The sequence below is a fragment of the Clostridium sp. CAG:265 genome (assembly GCF_000436575.1).
Lineage (GTDB): Bacteria > Bacillota > Clostridia > Clostridiales > Clostridiaceae > Clostridium > Clostridium lentum.
Map to the genome: position 1 here is coordinate 95,287 of NZ_FR886642.1, position 17,988 is coordinate 113,274.

16 protein-coding genes and 2 riboswitches are annotated in these 17,988 nt (G+C 28.6%); of the genes, 2 read left to right on the forward strand and 14 right to left on the reverse strand.

The window, feature by feature from the left end; genetic code table 11:
* Positions 1-166: 166 nt before the first annotated feature.
* A riboswitch (cobalamin riboswitch) is annotated at positions 167-369 on the reverse strand.
* Between the two features lie 153 nt (positions 370-522).
* Complete coding sequence (locus Q5O29_RS11280; protein ID WP_022213043.1) at positions 523-2,100, reverse strand: alpha-amylase family glycosyl hydrolase; 1,578 nt, start codon at positions 2,098-2,100, stop codon at positions 523-525.
* A gap of 250 nt (positions 2,101-2,350) precedes the next feature.
* Complete coding sequence (locus Q5O29_RS11285; RefSeq protein ID WP_022213044.1) at positions 2,351-3,205, reverse strand: alpha/beta hydrolase; 855 nt, start codon at positions 3,203-3,205, stop codon at positions 2,351-2,353.
* A 400-nt stretch (positions 3,206-3,605) separates the two neighbouring features.
* On the opposite strand from Q5O29_RS11285, the gene hydG reads away from it, so the two are divergent.
* Positions 3,606-5,024 carry a [FeFe] hydrogenase H-cluster radical SAM maturase HydG gene (hydG, locus tag Q5O29_RS11290; protein WP_022213045.1) on the forward strand — a complete coding sequence of 473 codons (1,419 nt, stop codon included), beginning with the start codon at positions 3,606-3,608 and terminating at the stop codon, positions 5,022-5,024.
* 83 nt (positions 5,025-5,107) lie between these two features.
* On the opposite strand, the gene Q5O29_RS11295 is transcribed toward hydG, so the two are convergent.
* The 9 genes from Q5O29_RS11295 to Q5O29_RS11335 all read right to left on the reverse strand — a co-directional run bounded on the left by Q5O29_RS11295 (position 5,108) and on the right by Q5O29_RS11335 (position 12,609).
* A complete protein-coding gene (locus tag Q5O29_RS11295; RefSeq protein WP_022213046.1) occupies positions 5,108-5,659 on the reverse strand; it encodes a hemerythrin-like protein in 552 nt (183 codons plus the stop codon).
* Positions 5,660-5,669: 10 nt separating this feature from the next.
* Positions 5,670-6,308, reverse strand: a complete 639-nt coding sequence (locus tag Q5O29_RS11300) for a hypothetical protein (protein WP_022213047.1) — start codon at positions 6,306-6,308, stop codon at positions 5,670-5,672.
* A 153-nt stretch (positions 6,309-6,461) separates the two neighbouring features.
* Entirely contained in the window at positions 6,462-8,135 is a 1,674-nt protein-coding gene (gene hcp / locus Q5O29_RS11305; protein WP_022213048.1) for a hydroxylamine reductase, read from the reverse strand.
* A gap of 100 nt (positions 8,136-8,235) precedes the next feature.
* Positions 8,236-9,048 (reverse strand): ABC transporter ATP-binding protein, encoded by an 813-nt coding sequence (locus tag Q5O29_RS11310; protein WP_022213049.1) that lies wholly within the window; start codon positions 9,046-9,048, stop codon positions 8,236-8,238.
* Between the two features lie 11 nt (positions 9,049-9,059).
* On the reverse strand, positions 9,060-10,109 hold the full coding sequence (locus Q5O29_RS11315) for an iron ABC transporter permease (RefSeq protein WP_022213050.1): 1,050 nt from the start codon (positions 10,107-10,109) through the stop codon (positions 9,060-9,062).
* 12 nt (positions 10,110-10,121) lie between these two features.
* Entirely contained in the window at positions 10,122-11,069 is a 948-nt protein-coding gene (locus Q5O29_RS11320; RefSeq protein ID WP_022213051.1) for an ABC transporter substrate-binding protein, read from the reverse strand.
* Positions 11,070-11,105: 36 nt separating this feature from the next.
* Positions 11,106-11,317: riboswitch (cobalamin riboswitch) on the reverse strand.
* Between the two features lie 148 nt (positions 11,318-11,465).
* Positions 11,466-11,588 (reverse strand): hypothetical protein, encoded by a 123-nt coding sequence (locus Q5O29_RS11325; protein ID WP_302631145.1) that lies wholly within the window; start codon positions 11,586-11,588, stop codon positions 11,466-11,468.
* A complete protein-coding gene (locus Q5O29_RS11330; RefSeq protein WP_022213052.1) occupies positions 11,588-12,034 on the reverse strand; it encodes a sucrose-6-phosphate hydrolase e1 in 447 nt (148 codons plus the stop codon). Before Q5O29_RS11330 ends, Q5O29_RS11325 begins: the two co-directional genes overlap by 1 nt.
* A gap of 11 nt (positions 12,035-12,045) precedes the next feature.
* Complete coding sequence (locus Q5O29_RS11335; protein ID WP_308779184.1) at positions 12,046-12,609, reverse strand: glycoside hydrolase family 32 protein; 564 nt, start codon at positions 12,607-12,609, stop codon at positions 12,046-12,048.
* Between the two features lie 149 nt (positions 12,610-12,758).
* Between Q5O29_RS11335 and Q5O29_RS11340 the strand changes: the two genes are divergently transcribed.
* Positions 12,759-13,772 carry a LacI family DNA-binding transcriptional regulator gene (locus Q5O29_RS11340; protein WP_022213054.1) on the forward strand — a complete coding sequence of 338 codons (1,014 nt, stop codon included), beginning with the start codon at positions 12,759-12,761 and terminating at the stop codon, positions 13,770-13,772.
* A 54-nt stretch (positions 13,773-13,826) separates the two neighbouring features.
* Here the strand turns inward: Q5O29_RS11340 and Q5O29_RS11345 are convergent, their stop codons facing one another.
* The 3 genes from Q5O29_RS11345 to Q5O29_RS11355 form a co-directional block, all read right to left on the reverse strand.
* Positions 13,827-14,756, reverse strand: coding sequence for a carbohydrate kinase (locus tag Q5O29_RS11345; protein ID WP_022213055.1), 930 nt, complete (start codon positions 14,754-14,756; stop codon positions 13,827-13,829).
* 68 nt (positions 14,757-14,824) lie between these two features.
* Positions 14,825-16,291, reverse strand: coding sequence for a glycoside hydrolase family 32 protein (locus Q5O29_RS11350; RefSeq protein WP_022166815.1), 1,467 nt, complete (start codon positions 16,289-16,291; stop codon positions 14,825-14,827).
* 71 nt (positions 16,292-16,362) lie between these two features.
* Positions 16,363-17,967, reverse strand: a complete 1,605-nt coding sequence (locus tag Q5O29_RS11355) for an extracellular solute-binding protein (RefSeq protein WP_022213056.1) — start codon at positions 17,965-17,967, stop codon at positions 16,363-16,365.
* Between the last annotated feature and the right edge of the window lie 21 nt (positions 17,968-17,988).

A 17,988-nucleotide genomic window follows, 5' to 3' on the forward strand; every position in this document is an offset into this window, starting at 1 on the left:
TAAAGTATTACAAATAAAAAAATCCCATAAAATATGAGATTTTTAAGCAATACATATTAAATAAATAAATTAAATCATAGACAAATTAAATAATTCATTAATTTAATGAATTATTTATCTGCAATATGTTATTAAAAAGTATATGCTTTCATTTCCCACCGAAATTATTCACTTATATTTTTGTGGCAGGTATCCTGACTTAAAGCTTCAAATCTATTCCTCTTGCCTTCCCAAGTATTCCTCAGTGACATTACTTAATAAAATAATATATTAAGTAGAGTTTCGTATCTTTTACAGTAGCGGGGGCTGCTATGGATTCTAACCATATTCCCTATTATTACAAATGTAACCACAAAAACTTATTAAATTTTACTTATTAATTCTATAGTAACATAATACCAATGTCAACTTAATTTAACTTTTTCATTTTATTAAATCTGTATATATAAAAATAACTTTATCTAGGTACATATCTTTTCACTGACCATATACTTAGATAAAGTTATATCTTAAAATAAAATTTTATTTATTTTTTAAAATAGGTAACCCTTCTTTAGCAAACTCTGGTATCTGAGTATTTCCATTAGTAAATATCACTCGTCCACTAATCCAATAATCTTCTATTGGATAGCTATATAAATTTTCTCCTTCTCTATACATTTCTCTTCCTGGCCATGGTGATAATTCTGTAGATTTATAGTTTCCTTCTTTATATATATATACCCTTGCTTTATCCCATCTTAAAGGATTTGTGAAAAATACCTTATTATCACGAAGATAATATATATCTTTTTCTATAAAATCTTCTTCTAATTCATGATATATTATTGATATTCTCCCTTCTTCAACAGTTCCATTTAACCGCCCATCTCTTACATAAAATAATTTATCGGAAATTTTATCCTTATATATGCCATCTTTTAAGTTAGTATATATATTTATATCATAGTGTCCACCAATATTAATCATTATCACACCTTTATTACCTCTTTCAACAATCATCAGATTATTACCTAAAGTAATAATATTTTCCTTTTCTCCTTTCATCTTTAACCTAAACTTGTTTATTGCAACAATTTCACTACTCTTCCAGAAATCGTTTCCTGCTTCTCCCATAGTTCCTTCAAGCCATATTTTTCCTTTAGGCCTATTAAAAAATAATGGTATTGATTCACTTCTTGAAGCAATTATTGCCCATCCCATCTTTATCTGCCACTGACTTAACTCAAAGCTTTTTTCAATATCACTGGCATAATCATCATGAGATTCTATCCACGTCACTAAATTTGAGCCATTAACTCCATAAGGTACTTGATATTCTTTAGCGTTATTAATATTTTTTTCTGACTTATATCCAACAGTTTTCCTTATGGCATAACTATAACCTTCTGCTGATAATCTCATATATTTTATATATTTTTCATAATTTGATGCTCCACACTGTAATACTTCTCCATATAAAAGTAATCTTTCTTTATTTTTTAATGCTCCTATTACTCTTGGCCAAAAATCACTTCCACCTGGATCCTCAGGTAGTTCAATATGCTTAGCTGCATCAAATCTTAATCCATCTGCACCACATTCAATAACATCATTTAAAAAATCAATAATTATGTCTTGAAGCATATGGTTAGATGTGTTTAAATCTGGAAGACCTATACACCAGTGAGTAACTTGCCACCTATCATCCCAATCTTCTACTTTTTTTCTTTCATGCCAAAAATTAATATCATCTCTTATAAATGATTCAACTGTTTCATGTGGAAAATTGCTATCATTACCTCCACCTCTATTGGCCATATGGTTTAATATTACATCTACCATTACTTTTAATCCATACCTATGAGCTTCTGCACACATTCCAATAAACTCTTCTCTACTTCCTAATTGAAAATTTCCTATCTTAAAATTAATTGGTTGATATAACATCCACCAATCCTTTACTACTAGACTTTTATCTTTAGTCCCTTGAACTGGCGATATCTGTATCCAAGTATATCCTGCATTGACTATTTCCTTTATATTTTCTTTTATTGTTTTAAATGACCAATTCCACACATGAAGAATCGTTTCCTCATTGATTCCGTTATTTATAATCATAAAACCTTCCCCCAATAATAATAGAAAGTTATTATTAATTTAATGGAATTTTATTTTTTATTATGCCCTTGCTTTTAAATTATTATCCAATCTTTTTCTCATAATTAAACATTATGATTCTATATATATTCGTAAACAAAAATGAGTTCGCATATTATACTATTATTTTTTTATTTAAAATGTGATAAAAAAAGATATTAATAACTAACTTATTGCTAATTATTAATATCTTTTTGCTAATTATGAATTTTTAAATAATCATATCTTCTAGCATCTTTACATACTCTACTGGCCTAAATAAAAATGATGCATGTCCACCACTTTTTATTGTTTTACTAATGTTATTTTCAAATAGTTTCTTTAATTCAGCCTTAATTCTTTCATCAAAAACCTCATCATCATTTGTATTTATTATACATATGCTTCCATCAAAATCCTTAAAATCATTCTTATCAAAAGTGATATTTTCAGCAAAATCTAATGCAATACTGCATAGATATATAGCTTTCTCTTTACTTACCCTTTCCATAAGGTATCCTACGTATTCCTTGGCATATATGCTATCAATACTTCCATCAAAATCTTCTTTAATCTTTTTCAATGATTTTTTTATCAATGCTGATTTTAAGATATATGCTGGTGTCATCTGTACAGTCTTAATGGCAGATTTTATTCCATCAACAACTTCTTTTCTCATTGTATTAGGAATATTTTTAGTGATAGTTCCTGTATTAGTAAGCACTACTCCCTCTATCATTTTGGGATACTTTTTCATAAATAGTTCTACTACTAAACCACCTAATGATTCCCCAATGAAATAAGATTTATTAAAATTTATACTTTTTAAAAATTCTGCAATACTATCAACTAAATGGTAAATATCCTTTTTCCCATCAGGATAATCAAAAGCTACCACAGTACACTTCTCTTCCAATAATTGTATATGCCGATAAAACCCTTCATATAATCCACTTCCTGCTGTAAATAGTACAATCTTTTTCTCTCCGCTGCCTGAAAGTACATAATTAAAATCCCCTCCTCCAATCTTTACTGTATTCATCTTATGCTTTTCATTAAACCTTCTAATATCCTCTTTAAATTCCATAATTCCCTCCAAAATGCTAAAGAGCCGCATAATTACAGCTCTACTCCTATATACTTATTATTATTCAACTCTTCTTTATGCTATGACTTAATTTATTCTTAGCTAACTTATACAAAAGTAAAGTTTCTAATTTTAAGCCTTTAATTTCATTGATACCCATAAGCTATAAAAATCATTTCCTATATCATAATGTGATGTTACTTCTTCTTTCTGCTTAACTTTATTATTAGCCTTATGAAATATATGTGGTAGATTTTCTTCAATAATTTATCATTAATTATAAATTTTGATAAAAGAATTTATTTATGTTAAAATTTACTTATATGTAATATATAGTAAATTAATCTACATTAAAGGATACGATTTTAAATAAACTATTAAAGAAAGAAGATGTTTGAATATGTATAATGTAAAATCAAATAAAGCTACCGAATTCATAAATGATGATGAAATACTTGAAACACTTAAATATGCAGAAAAAAATAAAAACAATAAGCAATTAATTAATAAACTCATTGAAAAAGCTAGAAACTGTACTGGCCTTACTCATAGAGAAGCTGCTGTACTTCTTGAATGTAATTTAGAAGAGGAAAATAATAAAATTTATAGTTTAGCCAAAGAAATTAAAGAAAAATTTTATGGTAATAGAATTGTAATGTTTGCTCCTCTATATTTATCAAATTATTGTGTAAATGGCTGCACATATTGTCCATATCATTTCAAAAATAAACATATTCCTAGAAAAAAACTTACTCAAAAGGAAATAGAAAAAGAAGTAATTGCACTGCAAGATATGGGCCATAAAAGACTTGCCTTAGAAACTGGTGAAGATCCTATAAATAATCCTATAGAATATGTACTTGAAAGCATAAATACAATTTATAGCATAAAACATAAAAATGGTGCCATTAGAAGAGTTAATGTCAATATAGCTGCTACCACCGTAGAAAACTATAAAAAATTAAAAGAAGCTGGCATAGGAACATATATATTATTCCAGGAAACTTATAATAAAGAAGCTTATGAAGCATTACATCCCACTGGTCCTAAACATGATTATAATTATCATACTGAAGCAATGGATAGAGCCATGGATGGTGGTATTGATGATGTTGGCTGTGGAGTATTGTTCGGCTTAAATCTTTATAGATATGATTTTGTAGGTCTTTTAATGCATGCTGAACACCTAGAAGCAGTTAAAGGCATAGGTCCACATACCATAAGTGTACCAAGAATAAGACCAGCTGATGATATAAATCCCCATGAATTTACCAATGCAATTTCCGATGAAATATTTGCTAAGATAGTTGCTGTCTTGAGAATTGCAGTACCTTATACTGGATTAATCGTTTCCACTAGAGAATCACAAAAAACTAGGGAAAAAGTCTTAGAGCTTGGAGTATCTCAATTAAGTGGTGGCTCTTCTACAAGCGTTGGAGGATATGTCATTAAAGAAAAAAAATATGAAAGTTCTGCTCAATTTGATATAAGTGATGACAGAACTTTAGATGAAATTGTCAATTGGCTATTAGAAATAGGACATATCCCTAGCTTCTGCACTGCCTGCTATAGAGAAGGAAGAACTGGTGATAGATTTATGACCCTTGTTAAAAATGGACAAATAGCCAATTGCTGTTTACCAAATGCTCTTATTACTTTAAAGGAATATTTAGAAGATTATGCTTCTCCTCTTACAAAAGAAAATGGAGAAAAAGTAATTGCTACTGAAATAAAAAAGATACCTAATGAAAAAGTTAGGCAAATAGTACTTGAATATTTAAGTAAATTAAATAATGGTAAAAGAGATTTCAGGTTTTAATTTAATTACTATAAATTTTCAATGTTTAAAAAGCAACGGATAGTACTTATACTTATCCGTTGCTTTAAGTTATTATACTGTATTTATTTAGTATATTTTTCTTCTAATTTACCTAAAATATTTAAATATTTATCTTTTACAGCTTCATTAGCATCTTCAAATTTATAGCACTCATTATTAACTTTCTCTAATATTTCTTTGCTTAAATTTCTTTCTGCAAAAGTATATACTACTCTATCTTCCTTATCAATATGTCTTTCCATTAGATGGGTATATGATATTGCATTAGCAATTATATCAAGCTTAGCTTCTTCATCGCCACCTTTTACCTTTTCAATAGATTCAACTAAATTACTTATATAAAGTCTTCCATAATCATGTTCTACAAGCATTGCATGCTTCACAAGTTTTTCTCCTAATTGCCCTAAATTTTCAGTAATTCTATTAAATAATATGTCTTCTTCTTTTTTATGATGATGACTATCGGCATAATTTCTAATGAATTCAATTATATCTTCTAAATCTTTATAATTAATTTCTGTACCATTCATTATATTGAAGCATACCTTTCTTATAACCTTAATCATTCTTAGTATATTTTTATGTTCTTCATTCATTAATTCTATAGCATTCATAGTTTTTTCCTCATTGCTTTTTCTTTATTTCCATTGTAGTTTCATCTATTTTAACATACTCATATTGACTATTTACTTCTTGAACAAATGCTTTTATCCATATATTTCTTAATTGATAGAATATAGATACATCCATTGATTCTTTTTGCCAGATATCGTTATGTACACATATTCTTCTCTTCCATTGCACTTTATCTTCTTCAGCTATTATAACTTCATTAACTCTGTCACAAGGCATACCATCAAGAATATAATCATTAATGCTATCATATATTTCTTTAGCACTTATAATATTTTTTTCTTCTTTTACTTCTTTAGCCGCTTTTATTCCTTGATTAGCATATATATTTTCTAATTTTCCAATTGCAGTTTCATTATTTTCTAAGATAGCTTTTGTCCATGCTGCCATTCTTCCTTCTGCACTATGAATTTTATTTTGTAACCATCCATGAATATTACTTGTATCTATTATTTCTTCTAAATTTTTATTTTCAGTTTTTTGTCCATACTTATTATTAATTTCAACACTTAATTTTTTTACATTTAATCCTTCTTCTTGTGCTAACTTTATAATTTCATCCTCTAACCCTTCAAACCATAATACCTTATTAAATAACCAAAAATGTATTTTACCTAAAAATAAACTCATTTTCTCTTCTCCTATCAACTTACATAATACTTTTTACTTCAAACTATAATATTAATATACATCAACTTTAAATTATTTTAAGTAACATTTGTTACAAATATAAATAATATTCATATAAAATACACATTATTTTCAAACTAACTTATATTTCTTTTATATCTCTTGTTTCAAACAAGTTTTTAAATCATCTTCAGGTGTACTTATTAAATGCAAATTAAAAGTATCTATAAGATATTGAAGAACATTAGGACTAAAGAAAGCAGGAAGTGTTGGTCCTAAATATATATCTTTAATTCCTAATGATAGCAATGCTAAAAGATCTGCTACAGCTTTTTGTTCATACCATGAAACTATTAAAGATAATGGTAATCCATTTACATCTGTTCCAAAAGCATCTGCTAATGCTGTAGCTATTCTAATTGCTGAATAAACATCATTACATTGTCCTACATCTAATAATCTAGGTAAACCTGCTACTTCACCAAAATCTAATTTATTGAATCTATATTTTCCACATGCTAAAGTAAGAATTATACAATCATCTGGTATCTTTTTTGCAAATTCAGTATAATAATTTCTACCTGGTCTTGCCCCATCACAACCTCCTATTAAAAAGAAGTGTCTTATTTTCCCATCCTTTACAGCTCCTACAATAGCTTCTGCATTGCTTAAAGTTGCATGATGACCAAAACCTACAATAATTTCATGTGGTTCTTGGTCTTCTTCAAAGCCACCTAATTCTAATGCTTTTTCAATTATTGGTGTAAAATCTTTTTTACCATCTTTTCCTTTTGGTATATTTATAACTCCATCCCATCCAACAACATTAGTTGTAAATATTCTATCTTTATATGTTTCTCTTGGTCTCATAAGACAATTGGTAGTCATTAGTATACATCCAGGAATACCATCAAATTCTTTTTGTTGATCTTGCCATGCACCTCCATAATTTCCAATTAAATGTTTATATTTCTTTAATCCTGGATAACCATGTGAAGGTAACATTTCTCCATGGGTATATATATTTATACCTTTTCCTTCTGTTTGTTCTAATAGCTGTTCTAAATCTCTTAAATCATGACCAGAAACTATAATAAAAGGTCCCTTTTTAATCTTTACATTTACTTTATGTGGTGAAGGCTGTTCATATACTTTATTATTTGCTTCATCTAACTTTTTCATTATAGCAATACTCATATCACCAGTTCTCATAGTCCATCTTATTAACTCTTCTACTGATAAACTATCATCTGTTGTTGCTTCTAAAGCTCTTACATAAAAATTATCTACTTGATCATCGTAATAACCTAAATATCTTGCTTGATGTCCATAAGCACTTATACCTTTTAATCCATATACAATTGTTTGTCTTAATGAACGTATATCAGGATCTAAATCTTGATCATACATAATTCCTGCAATTTTTGAATCTTCAAGCATTTCTGCTTTGCTTTCTCTTAATATATAAGTTACATGAGCTGTATCATTTTTAATTTTACCAACCTTCTTTTTTAAATCATCTTTTATTTTTTGAGATTCTCTTAATAACTTAACATGATTATCTGCATCAAAATTAACATTTGTTAATGTTGTAAATAAACAATCTTCGATAAAAGCTATTGTTGATTTATCAACATTTTCTCCCTTTTTTATAAATTCATTTGCATAACAACTTATTCCTTTTAATTGAAATATTAATAAATCTTGTAGATTTGCTACTTCAGGGGTTTTCCCACATACACCCATCTTAGTGCATCCCTTTCCCCCTGATGTTTGTTCACATTGATAACAAAACATTGGATATTCCATAGCCATATTATTTTCCATTATATATTCCTCCTTTATTATTATCTTGCCTTAATATCTATTTTTTTATAATCAAAATACCCTAAATAACAAAAAAACATATACTTTAACAGCATATGTTTTATTTATATTTATTCAATAATCCAGATACTAAGGGTACAAAAAATAATTGATTACTTTTAGTTAAATGTTGAATTTCAAAATCCATTTCATATACAGCCTTCAAATTTTCTTTAGTAAGTACTGATTCTACTTTTCCTTTAGAAAAAATTTTTCCATTTTTCATAAGTACTATCTCCTTGCAATATGCTGAACTTAAATTTAAATCATGCAAGATTGCAATAATTGTTTTATTTTCCTCATTATTAAGCCTTTTTAATGTCTCCATCAATTCTATCTGATATCGTATATCAAGATGTGAAATAGGCTCATCTAATATTAAATATTTAGTATCCTGTACTATAGCTCTAGCTACTAATACTCTTTGTGATTCCCCTCCACTTAAATTAGCAAATATCTTATCTTTTAAATAAGCACAATTTGCAATTTCCATAGCATGTTGTATAATTGCCTTATCTTCAATAGTTAAATCTTGAAATCTTTTTAAATATGGTGTTCTCCCCATGGCAATAATATCATATACAGAAAAATTTACATCCATATTAACATTTTGAGGTACAAAAGAAATATTTGTTGCCAATTCTTTTCTTGAATACTTATTTATGTTTCTTTCATCTAAAGAAATATTTCCTTCTTTTACTTCTAAAAATCTTAAAATATGTTTTATTAAAGAAGTCTTTCCTGAACCATTAGGTCCCAATATACCATAAAAACCACCTTCTTTAAAATCACTGGATATGTCATTTAATATATATTTTTCTTCATTATTTGGTTGCCAGCTTAAATTGCTAATTGACAAAATATTTTCCGTCATCTCACTTCACCTCAAACTCTTCCATTCTTTGAATTACGATAAAGTAAATATATAAAATATGGTGCTCCAAAAACAGCTGTTATTACTCCTACAGGTATTTCTGTAGGAGCAGCTATTGTTCTAGCTATAGTATCACATATTATCATAAATGCAGCTCCACCAAAATATGAAAATGGTAAAAGTAATCTATGATCTGAACCTACTAGTAATCTCATGCAATGAGGAATAATAAGCCCTACAAATCCAATAGTTCCACTTACTGATACACTTGCTGCAACTAATATAGCACAAAAAATTATAAGTAGATTTTTTAATTTTACAGTATCTATTCCTAAACTTGCTGCCACCTCATCACCTGTAAGAATTACATTTAAATCCCTACTGAAAACAAATAATATTACTACGGATATTAAAGATACTATAAACATAAATAATACTTTGCTCCAATTGGCAGAAGAAAAACTGCCTAGTGTCCATAAATAAACTTTTTCTAAATTATCTCTGTTGTAAATCATAAGTAGTGAAATAACAGAACTTAACATTGTTCCTATAGCTGTACCAGTTAATAAAAGATTTGTAGTTATTATTTTTCCACCTAAGCCACCTACTTTATATACCAACATTACAGTTGCTATTGCTCCAATAAAAGCAAATATACTAATAATACCTATTCCTAAAAAATTAAGTGTTAAACCTGACAATATTGCAATTGTTGCTCCTAATGATGCTCCTGATGAAATACCTAATATATGTGGATCTGCTAAAGAGTTTCTAAATATTGCTTGAAAGGTGCAACCTACCACTGCAAGCCCCCCTCCAACAAGAGATGCTTGCAAAATTCTTGGTAAGCGCACCTTCCAAATAATTACTTCATATATTTCTTTTATATCAGTAGTATCAATAACTCTATTTATCAAAGGAATTTTATTAAGCACAAGCTTTAAACTTTCCACTGGATTAATAGATGATGATCCTACTGATGCAGAAACCACTATACATAGGAATAAAAAAACGCACAATAAGCTAATATAAATATAGTTTCTTGCTTTCTTTGATTCCAAAATATGCTCCTCCTATTGTTGAAAGGCTTCTGGATGGAATATCTTTGCTAAAGTCATTACTCCTTCTGCATTTCTATAGCCTTGACGGTCTATTAAGTTATTATCTATTTCGTATACTTTTCCTTCTTTAACAGCAGTTAACTCCTTATATCCTTCAGCTGTCTCAAATCCATCCTTCATACCATTACCTATAATGATTATTTCAGGATCTGCTTCTAAAAGTGCCTCTAAACTATATGACCAATTGTCTTGTGCTGGTACTATATTATCTCCACCAGCTAATTTAATAATTTCTCCTGCAAAAGTATTTTCTGGTGCAGAGAAATCACCATATTCTCCATATCCTACTACATAATAAACTGTAGGTTCTTCTAAATCTTTAACAGCATCAGTTACTTCTTTAATAGTAGATTTCATTGCAGCTACATCCTTAGTTGCTTCATCTTGTTTATTTAAAGCTTTTCCTAATGTTTCCATCATAGTGTAAACACCATCAACATCATGTTCTTCATATAATCCTATAATCTTAATACCAGCTGCTTCAAGTTTAGCTGTATTTTCCTTATCAAAATGAGTTGAAGTAATTACTAAATCTGGTTCTAAGCTTATTATTTTTTCAATATCTGGCGTCATTAAATTACCAATTGATTCAATATTTGTTACTTCTTTTGGATAATCACAATAATCAGTTCTTCCTACAAGTTTGCCTTCTGCTCCAAGTTCATATATCATTTCTGTTATGTTAGGTGCTACAGAAATAATCTTTTTAGGTTCCTTATCTAAAGTTACCTCTTTACCAAAAGAATCTGTTATAGTTACTGGATATACTACTTCTCCAACTTGAGATGATTGATTTGCAGTATTATCTTTTTTTTCTGCATTATTTCCACAGCTAATTAAGCCAAAAGCAATCATAGTGGATAAAGATATTGCTGCAAACCTTTTAAATAATTTATTCATTTTTTTCTCCTTTTTTGTTCTCTCCCTCCCAAAGAAAAACACTATTAAAGTTATGGCAGGTTTCCTGACTTAAGAATCTCTTTACTCACTAAACTCCTTCTCAAGAAAATATCTCAATGGAATTTATAATTTTAGCTTTCATCCTCTATCACAGTAGTGGGGGCTGTTGTGAAATTTCATCACATTCCCTTTTAACTTTTGCCTATTTATATTTATAAACTAAAAGCACCATACTAATTCCTTCAATATTATATATATTAATAAAACATATTTCAAGTATAATATAATTATTAGTTTATCAATCTTACATATATTTAAAACTATCTATTCAAAACAATAAAGCTATACCAAAAATAATAAACTTTTTGATACAGCCTTATATATTTATTAAATTATCTAGTTAGTGCTATTCTCTTTCTTTTGAAAAACCGTGGATAGCAAAATTGTTGCTACAGTTGCTGTAACAAATGTAATAACCATTGTTACCATATATTGTACCATAGACTTTGGTCTAATCACTATAACTCCAGGTAACCCAGAGCTGGTCCTTGAGATAATGATAATACTTTCATAAATGTAGCATATGCTGAACCTACGGCAGAACCTATTAATGCACCTACAAATGGATACTTTAATTTTAAATTTACCCCAAATACGGCTGGCTCAGTAATTCCTAATAGAGCTGAAATTCCTGATTTTAACGTAACATTTATTTTACATGAATTATTTATATCAAATTTGCCTATATCTATTTTTTTATTAAACTTATCATCGATATAGTCAGGTATACTAAAATACACTTGATTTTTCCTAACTGTTATTTTTCTTGGTAGTGTCATCATTCCTATCCACTCTTCATTAGAAGGCTTGCTAGGCATACGCATCCATCCAATTAATATCCTATTTCCGTATTTATCAATATTTGTTTGTGCTGCATATAAATCTAATCCCTCATCTAAGATCATTTACTTCATCATCAATCTTCAATATCACAGGATTCTTCATCAAAGCCAACTATTGAGTAAACAGTATTATTAGTGTAATTATTTCCATCACTTATTAAATGTTCCGGAGACATAATTAATATATATTCATTATCGACTTCAAATAAATCTGGACATTCCCACATATCTCCTATTTTTTCATCATAATACCTATTTTTATAACTCCAGTTTTCGCCGTCCTCACTAGTGTAAAATAGAACTTCTCCAGTAAACTTATCACTACCACTTTCTATAAACTTACTCCCAAGTATTAACGTATATCTATCTTTATATTTCCATACTTTTGGATCTCTTGTATGAGTTCTATGTCCTAACTTTTCATCCATAATCGGTTCTATAATTATTTTCTTATCTTCTAAATTATTAAATGTATATCTATCTTCAGAAAATATTTTTACTTGTGATGACTCAAAAGACTCATTATCATATGGGAAATATTGATAAAACAAATGATATTCTCCCTTATAATAAATAAATCCATTTGGATCATTAATCCAATTTCTCGGTGCTGTTAAATGTATCTTAGGTCTCCCTATATAATTCCCTCCTAGTTTTAGTAATCGGTAACATAACCGGTTATTTTAAGGTAATATTATCATGTTATCGATTACATGTTAATGTTCTATAAGCATTTTATTTTCATTTGAAATCCTTTTTTGATATAATATACTTAGGTGAGGTGCATATGAAGAAAAAAATTACATTTAACGATATAGCAAAAAAAACAAACTTTTCTAAAACAACTATCTCTAGATATTTCAATAATCCTGATTCTTTAACTGAAGAATCTAAGAAAAAAATTGAAAATGCTTTAGTTGAATTAGACTACAAAGAAAATAAAGTTGCTAGAAGTTTAGCTAATGGTAAAACAGAAATGATTGGTATTATTATTCCTGATTTATTTTTACATTACTATTCTCAAATTTTAGATTCTCTTATTAATACTTATCCAAAATACAAGTATAAATTTTTAGTATTTGTTGGAAATAACAATAGAGATGAAGAAATGAATTATATAAACGAATTATTAGCTTATCAAATCGAAGGATTAATTATACTAAGCCATTCTATAGATTCTAAAACCCTAAGTGAATTAAATATTCCTATAGTCTCTATTGAAAGAGAAAACAAGTATATTTCAAGTGTTAATAGTGATAATTATTATGGCTCTTTGCAAGCAACTAATTTACTAATTAACAATAATTGTGATATGTTAATTCATATAAACGGAGATGTAAAGGAAGACACTCCTTCTTATAAACGTATTGAAGCGTTTAAAACTGCTTGTGAGACTAATAACATTAATTATAAATGTTATCTTTCTAAAATAGGAAGTACATTTGATACAGCTTATCATAATATTTATAATATATATGAAGACATTGAAAAAAAATATCCTAATGGAAAAAAAGGTATATTTTTAAGCAATGACACTCATGCCAATATTTTATTGAATATTTTAATAAAAAATAAAAAAAATATACCTGATGAATATGAAATAATAGGATTTGATAATTCACCAATTTCTATGGAGTCTATCCTTCCAATTACCACTGTTAAGCAAGATATTGTTAAAATTGCTGAGGACTCAATGAAATTAATTCTTAGACAAATTAATGCTAAAAATAAAAATATGCCTATAACTATTGAACATATTAATATAGACACTGAATTAATTCAAAGAGATACAACTTCTTAATATTTATACGTATAAAAAATACTGAGATTTAGTTAACTAAATCTCAGTATTTCCTTATTTATACTTTTCAACTTCTTCCCAAGTAGGTATTGATTCAAGTGCACCTATTTTAGTTGTGGTTATTCCTCCTACTAAATTAGCTAGTTTAACAATTTCAACAATATCTTTATCTGGTTTATTTATAATCTGAGCAATGACAGCTCCCATAAAAGCATCTCCTGCTCCTGTAGCATCTATCATTACCATTTCTTTTGTTGGCACTAATACTTGTGTTTTCTTCGTTGTTACTAAAGAGCCTTTTTTACCTAATGTTATAATCAAATTTTCACAACCTAATTTTACAATATACTGGGCAGCTTCTTTAACTTCATTTTTACCACTAATTAACAATGCTTCTTCCTCACTTAGTTTTACAATAAAACTATCCTTTATAAAATCAACAGAGCATTTAATAAATTCTTCTTTTTTATCAGCAAATAAATTTTCTCTATAATTAGCATCAAATGTTATTAACTTGTTATTTTCAACTGCATACTCTTTTAATTTATAATATGTTTTTTTCAATTCTCCTTCAAGAAATGCTGTGGCACTTCCAAAATGAAATAAATCAAAACACTCTAATTTATCCTTAAACATATCAATTGATAAAAGCGAATCAGCATCCCTTGCGAATTCAAAATCTCTCTCTCCATCTTCCATTAACGAAACAAATGCTAATGTAGTACTATGATTTTCTAGCTTAAACAATAAACTTGTATTAATATTATTAGCTTTTAAAGTAGTTTCTATAAATGCTCCAAAAGCATCCTTTCCTACAGTTCCTGCAAAATAAGCTTCTGCTCCTAATTTAGATATAGCTGATGCTACATTTGCTGGAGCCCCACCAGCTTTTTTTACAAATCCATTTGTATTCTCTAATGATTTACCTACATCTGTTGATACAAAATCTATTAACGCCTCTCCAGGACAAATTACTTTTTTCATAATAGTTTAATCTCCATTTCCTAGTACTCTATTTTATAACTTTAAATATTTTGATTAATTTTTATAATTTATATGTCGATTTTATGTTTTTCAATGCTAAGTATTGATTTTCCTTTTGATGAAAGTGTTATATCTTGTGCATCCAATGGTGTATAAAATGTTGAAGTCATTACTTGTTCTCCATCATTTGCAAATATTTCAGCAGAATATTTATCTAAAACTAATCTCATTCTTAACTTACCATCATTATCTTTAACCTTCATCTCTCTTTTATGAAGAATATCTCCATATTTTCCTGAATAACTTCTATCAAACTCTATTGTATTTCTTTTTGAATAATATCTTATTATCGTTTCATACTCATTATTTTTTGCAAATTTGATTTCAAATTCTTCAGCTTTTGAAGCGTCGATATCTAAAGTCATATCAAGTACTCTTCCGTTAATTCCTTCTAGCGAAACTTCTTTATCTATAGTTATTTTTTCATATTTTACTGTATCACCATAGTAATTTTCAATTTCCTTAATTGGCGTTTGAATTACATTATTATCTTTTATTCTAATTTCTCTTGGTATTGTCATCATTCCACACCATTTAAACTCATTAGGAATAATTCTATTTTCCCAAGAATGCATCCATCCAATCATTATACGTCTACCATCTTTATCTTCAAATGTTTGAGGTGCATAAAAATCTAATCCAAAATCTATTACCTTTGTTTTTTCTCTATTAAATTTTTTATTTTCTTTATCATACTCTCCAATTAAAAATGCAGTATTATTCCCATTATGGAATCCATCTTTGGTAGCTCTAACCTCTTGTGGTGAAATTACAAGTACATTTTTTCCATCTATATTAAAGAAATCTGGACACTCCCACATACGACCTAATTTATTTTCACTCTTGTCTAAGATAGTAACTAACTCCCAAGTTTTTAAATTCTCTGACTTAAACATTAATATCTGTCCACTACCATCTTTACTTCTACTAGCAACAACTGAATAAAAATCTCCATCTTCTTTCCATATCTTAGGATCCCTAAAATCTTCAAAACTGCTTCCTTCTGGTAATAATTCATCAGTTATAACTGGATTACTATCTAGCTTAAAATAATTTTCTCCATCACCAATAGCTATACATTGAACTTGTCTTACATAATGCTCACCATTTTCATTTTTCTTATCAACTACTCCAGTATACATAAGTATATGTTTATTATTATCTTCTATAGCACTCCCTGAAAAACATCCATCTATATCATATTTACTATCTGGTGCCATAGCTACTGGTAGCTGTTGCCACTTTATCATATCTTTTGATTTACTATGCCCCCAATGCATTGGCCCCCACACTGTACCATATGGATTATATTGATAAAACAAATGATATTCTTCATTAAAAATTGAAAATCCATTTGGATCATTAATCCAACCAATTGGTGCTGATATATGAAAAGCTGGTCTTTCTTCGCTTTTTATACTCTCAATAAATCTATTCTCATAATCTCTTGCTTTCTCTAAAACTGAACTACTCATAATTACCCTAATCCACTCCTCTAATATTTTTCAGTAAACACAAGTGACAATCTGCCACTTGCGTATGTTTATTATTTAAAATATTCATCTAAATATTTTTGCTTTATTTCCAACATTTTTGATAGCCCTAATTTTTCCATCTCATCAAGATAAGAATCCCATTCCTTTTCTATGCCTCCATTTAAAATCCATTCAGCTTTTTTTCTTTCAGTATATTGTCGTACTGCTGTTTCATATTGAGTAACCAATTCTATATCTTCTTGAGTCATAAGTAATACAGGATAGTTATACTCTGCCTTCATATCTTTTACATAAGTTTCATGGAGTATATTTAACCTTTCTTGGGCATCATCTGGACATGTTGTATAATTTCCATAGTATTCATTAAGAACTGCTAAAGGACCACCTACATTTTGATTTACTCTAACTTCCCAAGGTGAAGTATCTCCTAAAGGTAAATGTGCTAATGAACCATCTTCTTTTAGTTCAAATACATTTTGATGTTCTTCATCTCCGTAAGTTCCCCAGTTATCTTGTACTGATTGTAATGGATCATATAATTCATCTATCCATTTTGCTGTTAATTCTAAATTCTTATTAGCAGTAGTTATTACACATCTTCCAATGTCTATACCTGCTCCATTTGATCTTGGTACATTAACGTTCCCATTTGGTCCTGCTAGTGCTGGTAATGCAATATAATCTTCTGGATTTGTAACTATATTTGCTGCATCCCAAGTAAAGAACATTCCATATCTTCCATTATTACCTTTAGATACATAAGTTGCCCAATCTTGTGTAAATGCTTCTGGATCTATAAGTCCTTCTTCTTGAAGTGAATGAAGCCAGCTTATACCTTCTTTATATCCCTCTTGTACAGTTGAATAAATAACCTTTTTATCATTTGTTACAAGAAAATGATCACTATTGTCCCCTTCTCCAAAAGCTCCTAATAATATTCCTGGATCTTGGTCTCCATTATTTATAATGAACGTCATAGGTATTACATCTGTTCTACCTTCTGGTTTCTTATCCCTAAAAGCTTTTAGCACTTCAACTAATTCATCAGTTGTAGTTGGTACTTCTAACCCTAATTCGTCTAGCCATTTTTTATTTATAAAAGGCATATCTCCTACAGCCTGTATAGCTTCTTTTCCAGTACCTAATTCCTCAATCCAAGGGAATGAATATATATGTCCATCAGGAGCTGTTATCATCTTTCTATACTCAGGATTTTCATTTAATATCTTGCTTAAATTAGGCATATATTCATCTATCAAATCTTCAACAGCAATAATTACGCCTTGTTTAGAGTAACGAAGTAAATCATAATTACTCATTCCAGCATTAAAAACTACATCAGGTAGTGTATCTTTTTTAGATAATGCTAAACTTTTTTTATCGCCATATTGATCATCTGGATAGCATGTCCAATCTACTTCTACATTAGTTTTTTCTTGTAATCTTTTAAATATAAGTCTATTATTAGGATTTTGTTCTGATACTGCTGGTGCACTTGTAAGCATAGTTAAAGTGGCAGTTTCCTCTAGTGGAAATGATACATCAGAATGTACAGTTACATTTTCCTCCTTCTTACTTCCACAAGCACTTAAAGATGTAGTTACTACAGTTAACATTACAATACTTAAAATTCTTTTTATCTTATTTTTTCTCATTTTACTCTCTCCCTTTTATAT

Excerpts from the sequence above, each read along its gene's own strand:
- Q5O29_RS11330 (WP_022213052.1), bottom strand. The coding sequence starts at position 12,034 with ATGATCTTAGATGAGGGATTAGATTTATATGCAGCACAAACAAATATT.
- hcp (WP_022213048.1), bottom strand. The coding sequence starts at position 8,135 with ATGGAAAATAATATGGCTATGGAATATCCAATGTTTTGTTATCAATGT.
- hydG (WP_022213045.1), top strand. The coding sequence starts at position 3,606 with ATGTATAATGTAAAATCAAATAAAGCTACCGAATTCATAAATGATGAT.
- Q5O29_RS11320 (WP_022213051.1), bottom strand. The coding sequence starts at position 11,069 with ATGAATAAATTATTTAAAAGGTTTGCAGCAATATCTTTATCCACTATG.
- Q5O29_RS11345 (WP_022213055.1), bottom strand. The coding sequence starts at position 14,756 with ATGAAAAAAGTAATTTGTCCTGGAGAGGCGTTAATAGATTTTGTATCA.
- Q5O29_RS11310 (WP_022213049.1), bottom strand. The coding sequence starts at position 9,048 with ATGACGGAAAATATTTTGTCAATTAGCAATTTAAGCTGGCAACCAAAT.
- Q5O29_RS11340 (WP_022213054.1), top strand. The coding sequence starts at position 12,759 with ATGAAGAAAAAAATTACATTTAACGATATAGCAAAAAAAACAAACTTT.
- Q5O29_RS11295 (WP_022213046.1), bottom strand. The coding sequence starts at position 5,659 with ATGAATGCTATAGAATTAATGAATGAAGAACATAAAAATATACTAAGA.
- Q5O29_RS11350 (WP_022166815.1), bottom strand. The coding sequence starts at position 16,291 with ATGAGTAGTTCAGTTTTAGAGAAAGCAAGAGATTATGAGAATAGATTT.
- Q5O29_RS11285 (WP_022213044.1), bottom strand. The coding sequence starts at position 3,205 with ATGGAATTTAAAGAGGATATTAGAAGGTTTAATGAAAAGCATAAGATG.
- Q5O29_RS11300 (WP_022213047.1), bottom strand. The coding sequence starts at position 6,308 with ATGAGTTTATTTTTAGGTAAAATACATTTTTGGTTATTTAATAAGGTA.
- Q5O29_RS11355 (WP_022213056.1), bottom strand. The coding sequence starts at position 17,967 with ATGAGAAAAAATAAGATAAAAAGAATTTTAAGTATTGTAATGTTAACT.
- Q5O29_RS11280 (WP_022213043.1), bottom strand. The coding sequence starts at position 2,100 with ATGATTATAAATAACGGAATCAATGAGGAAACGATTCTTCATGTGTGG.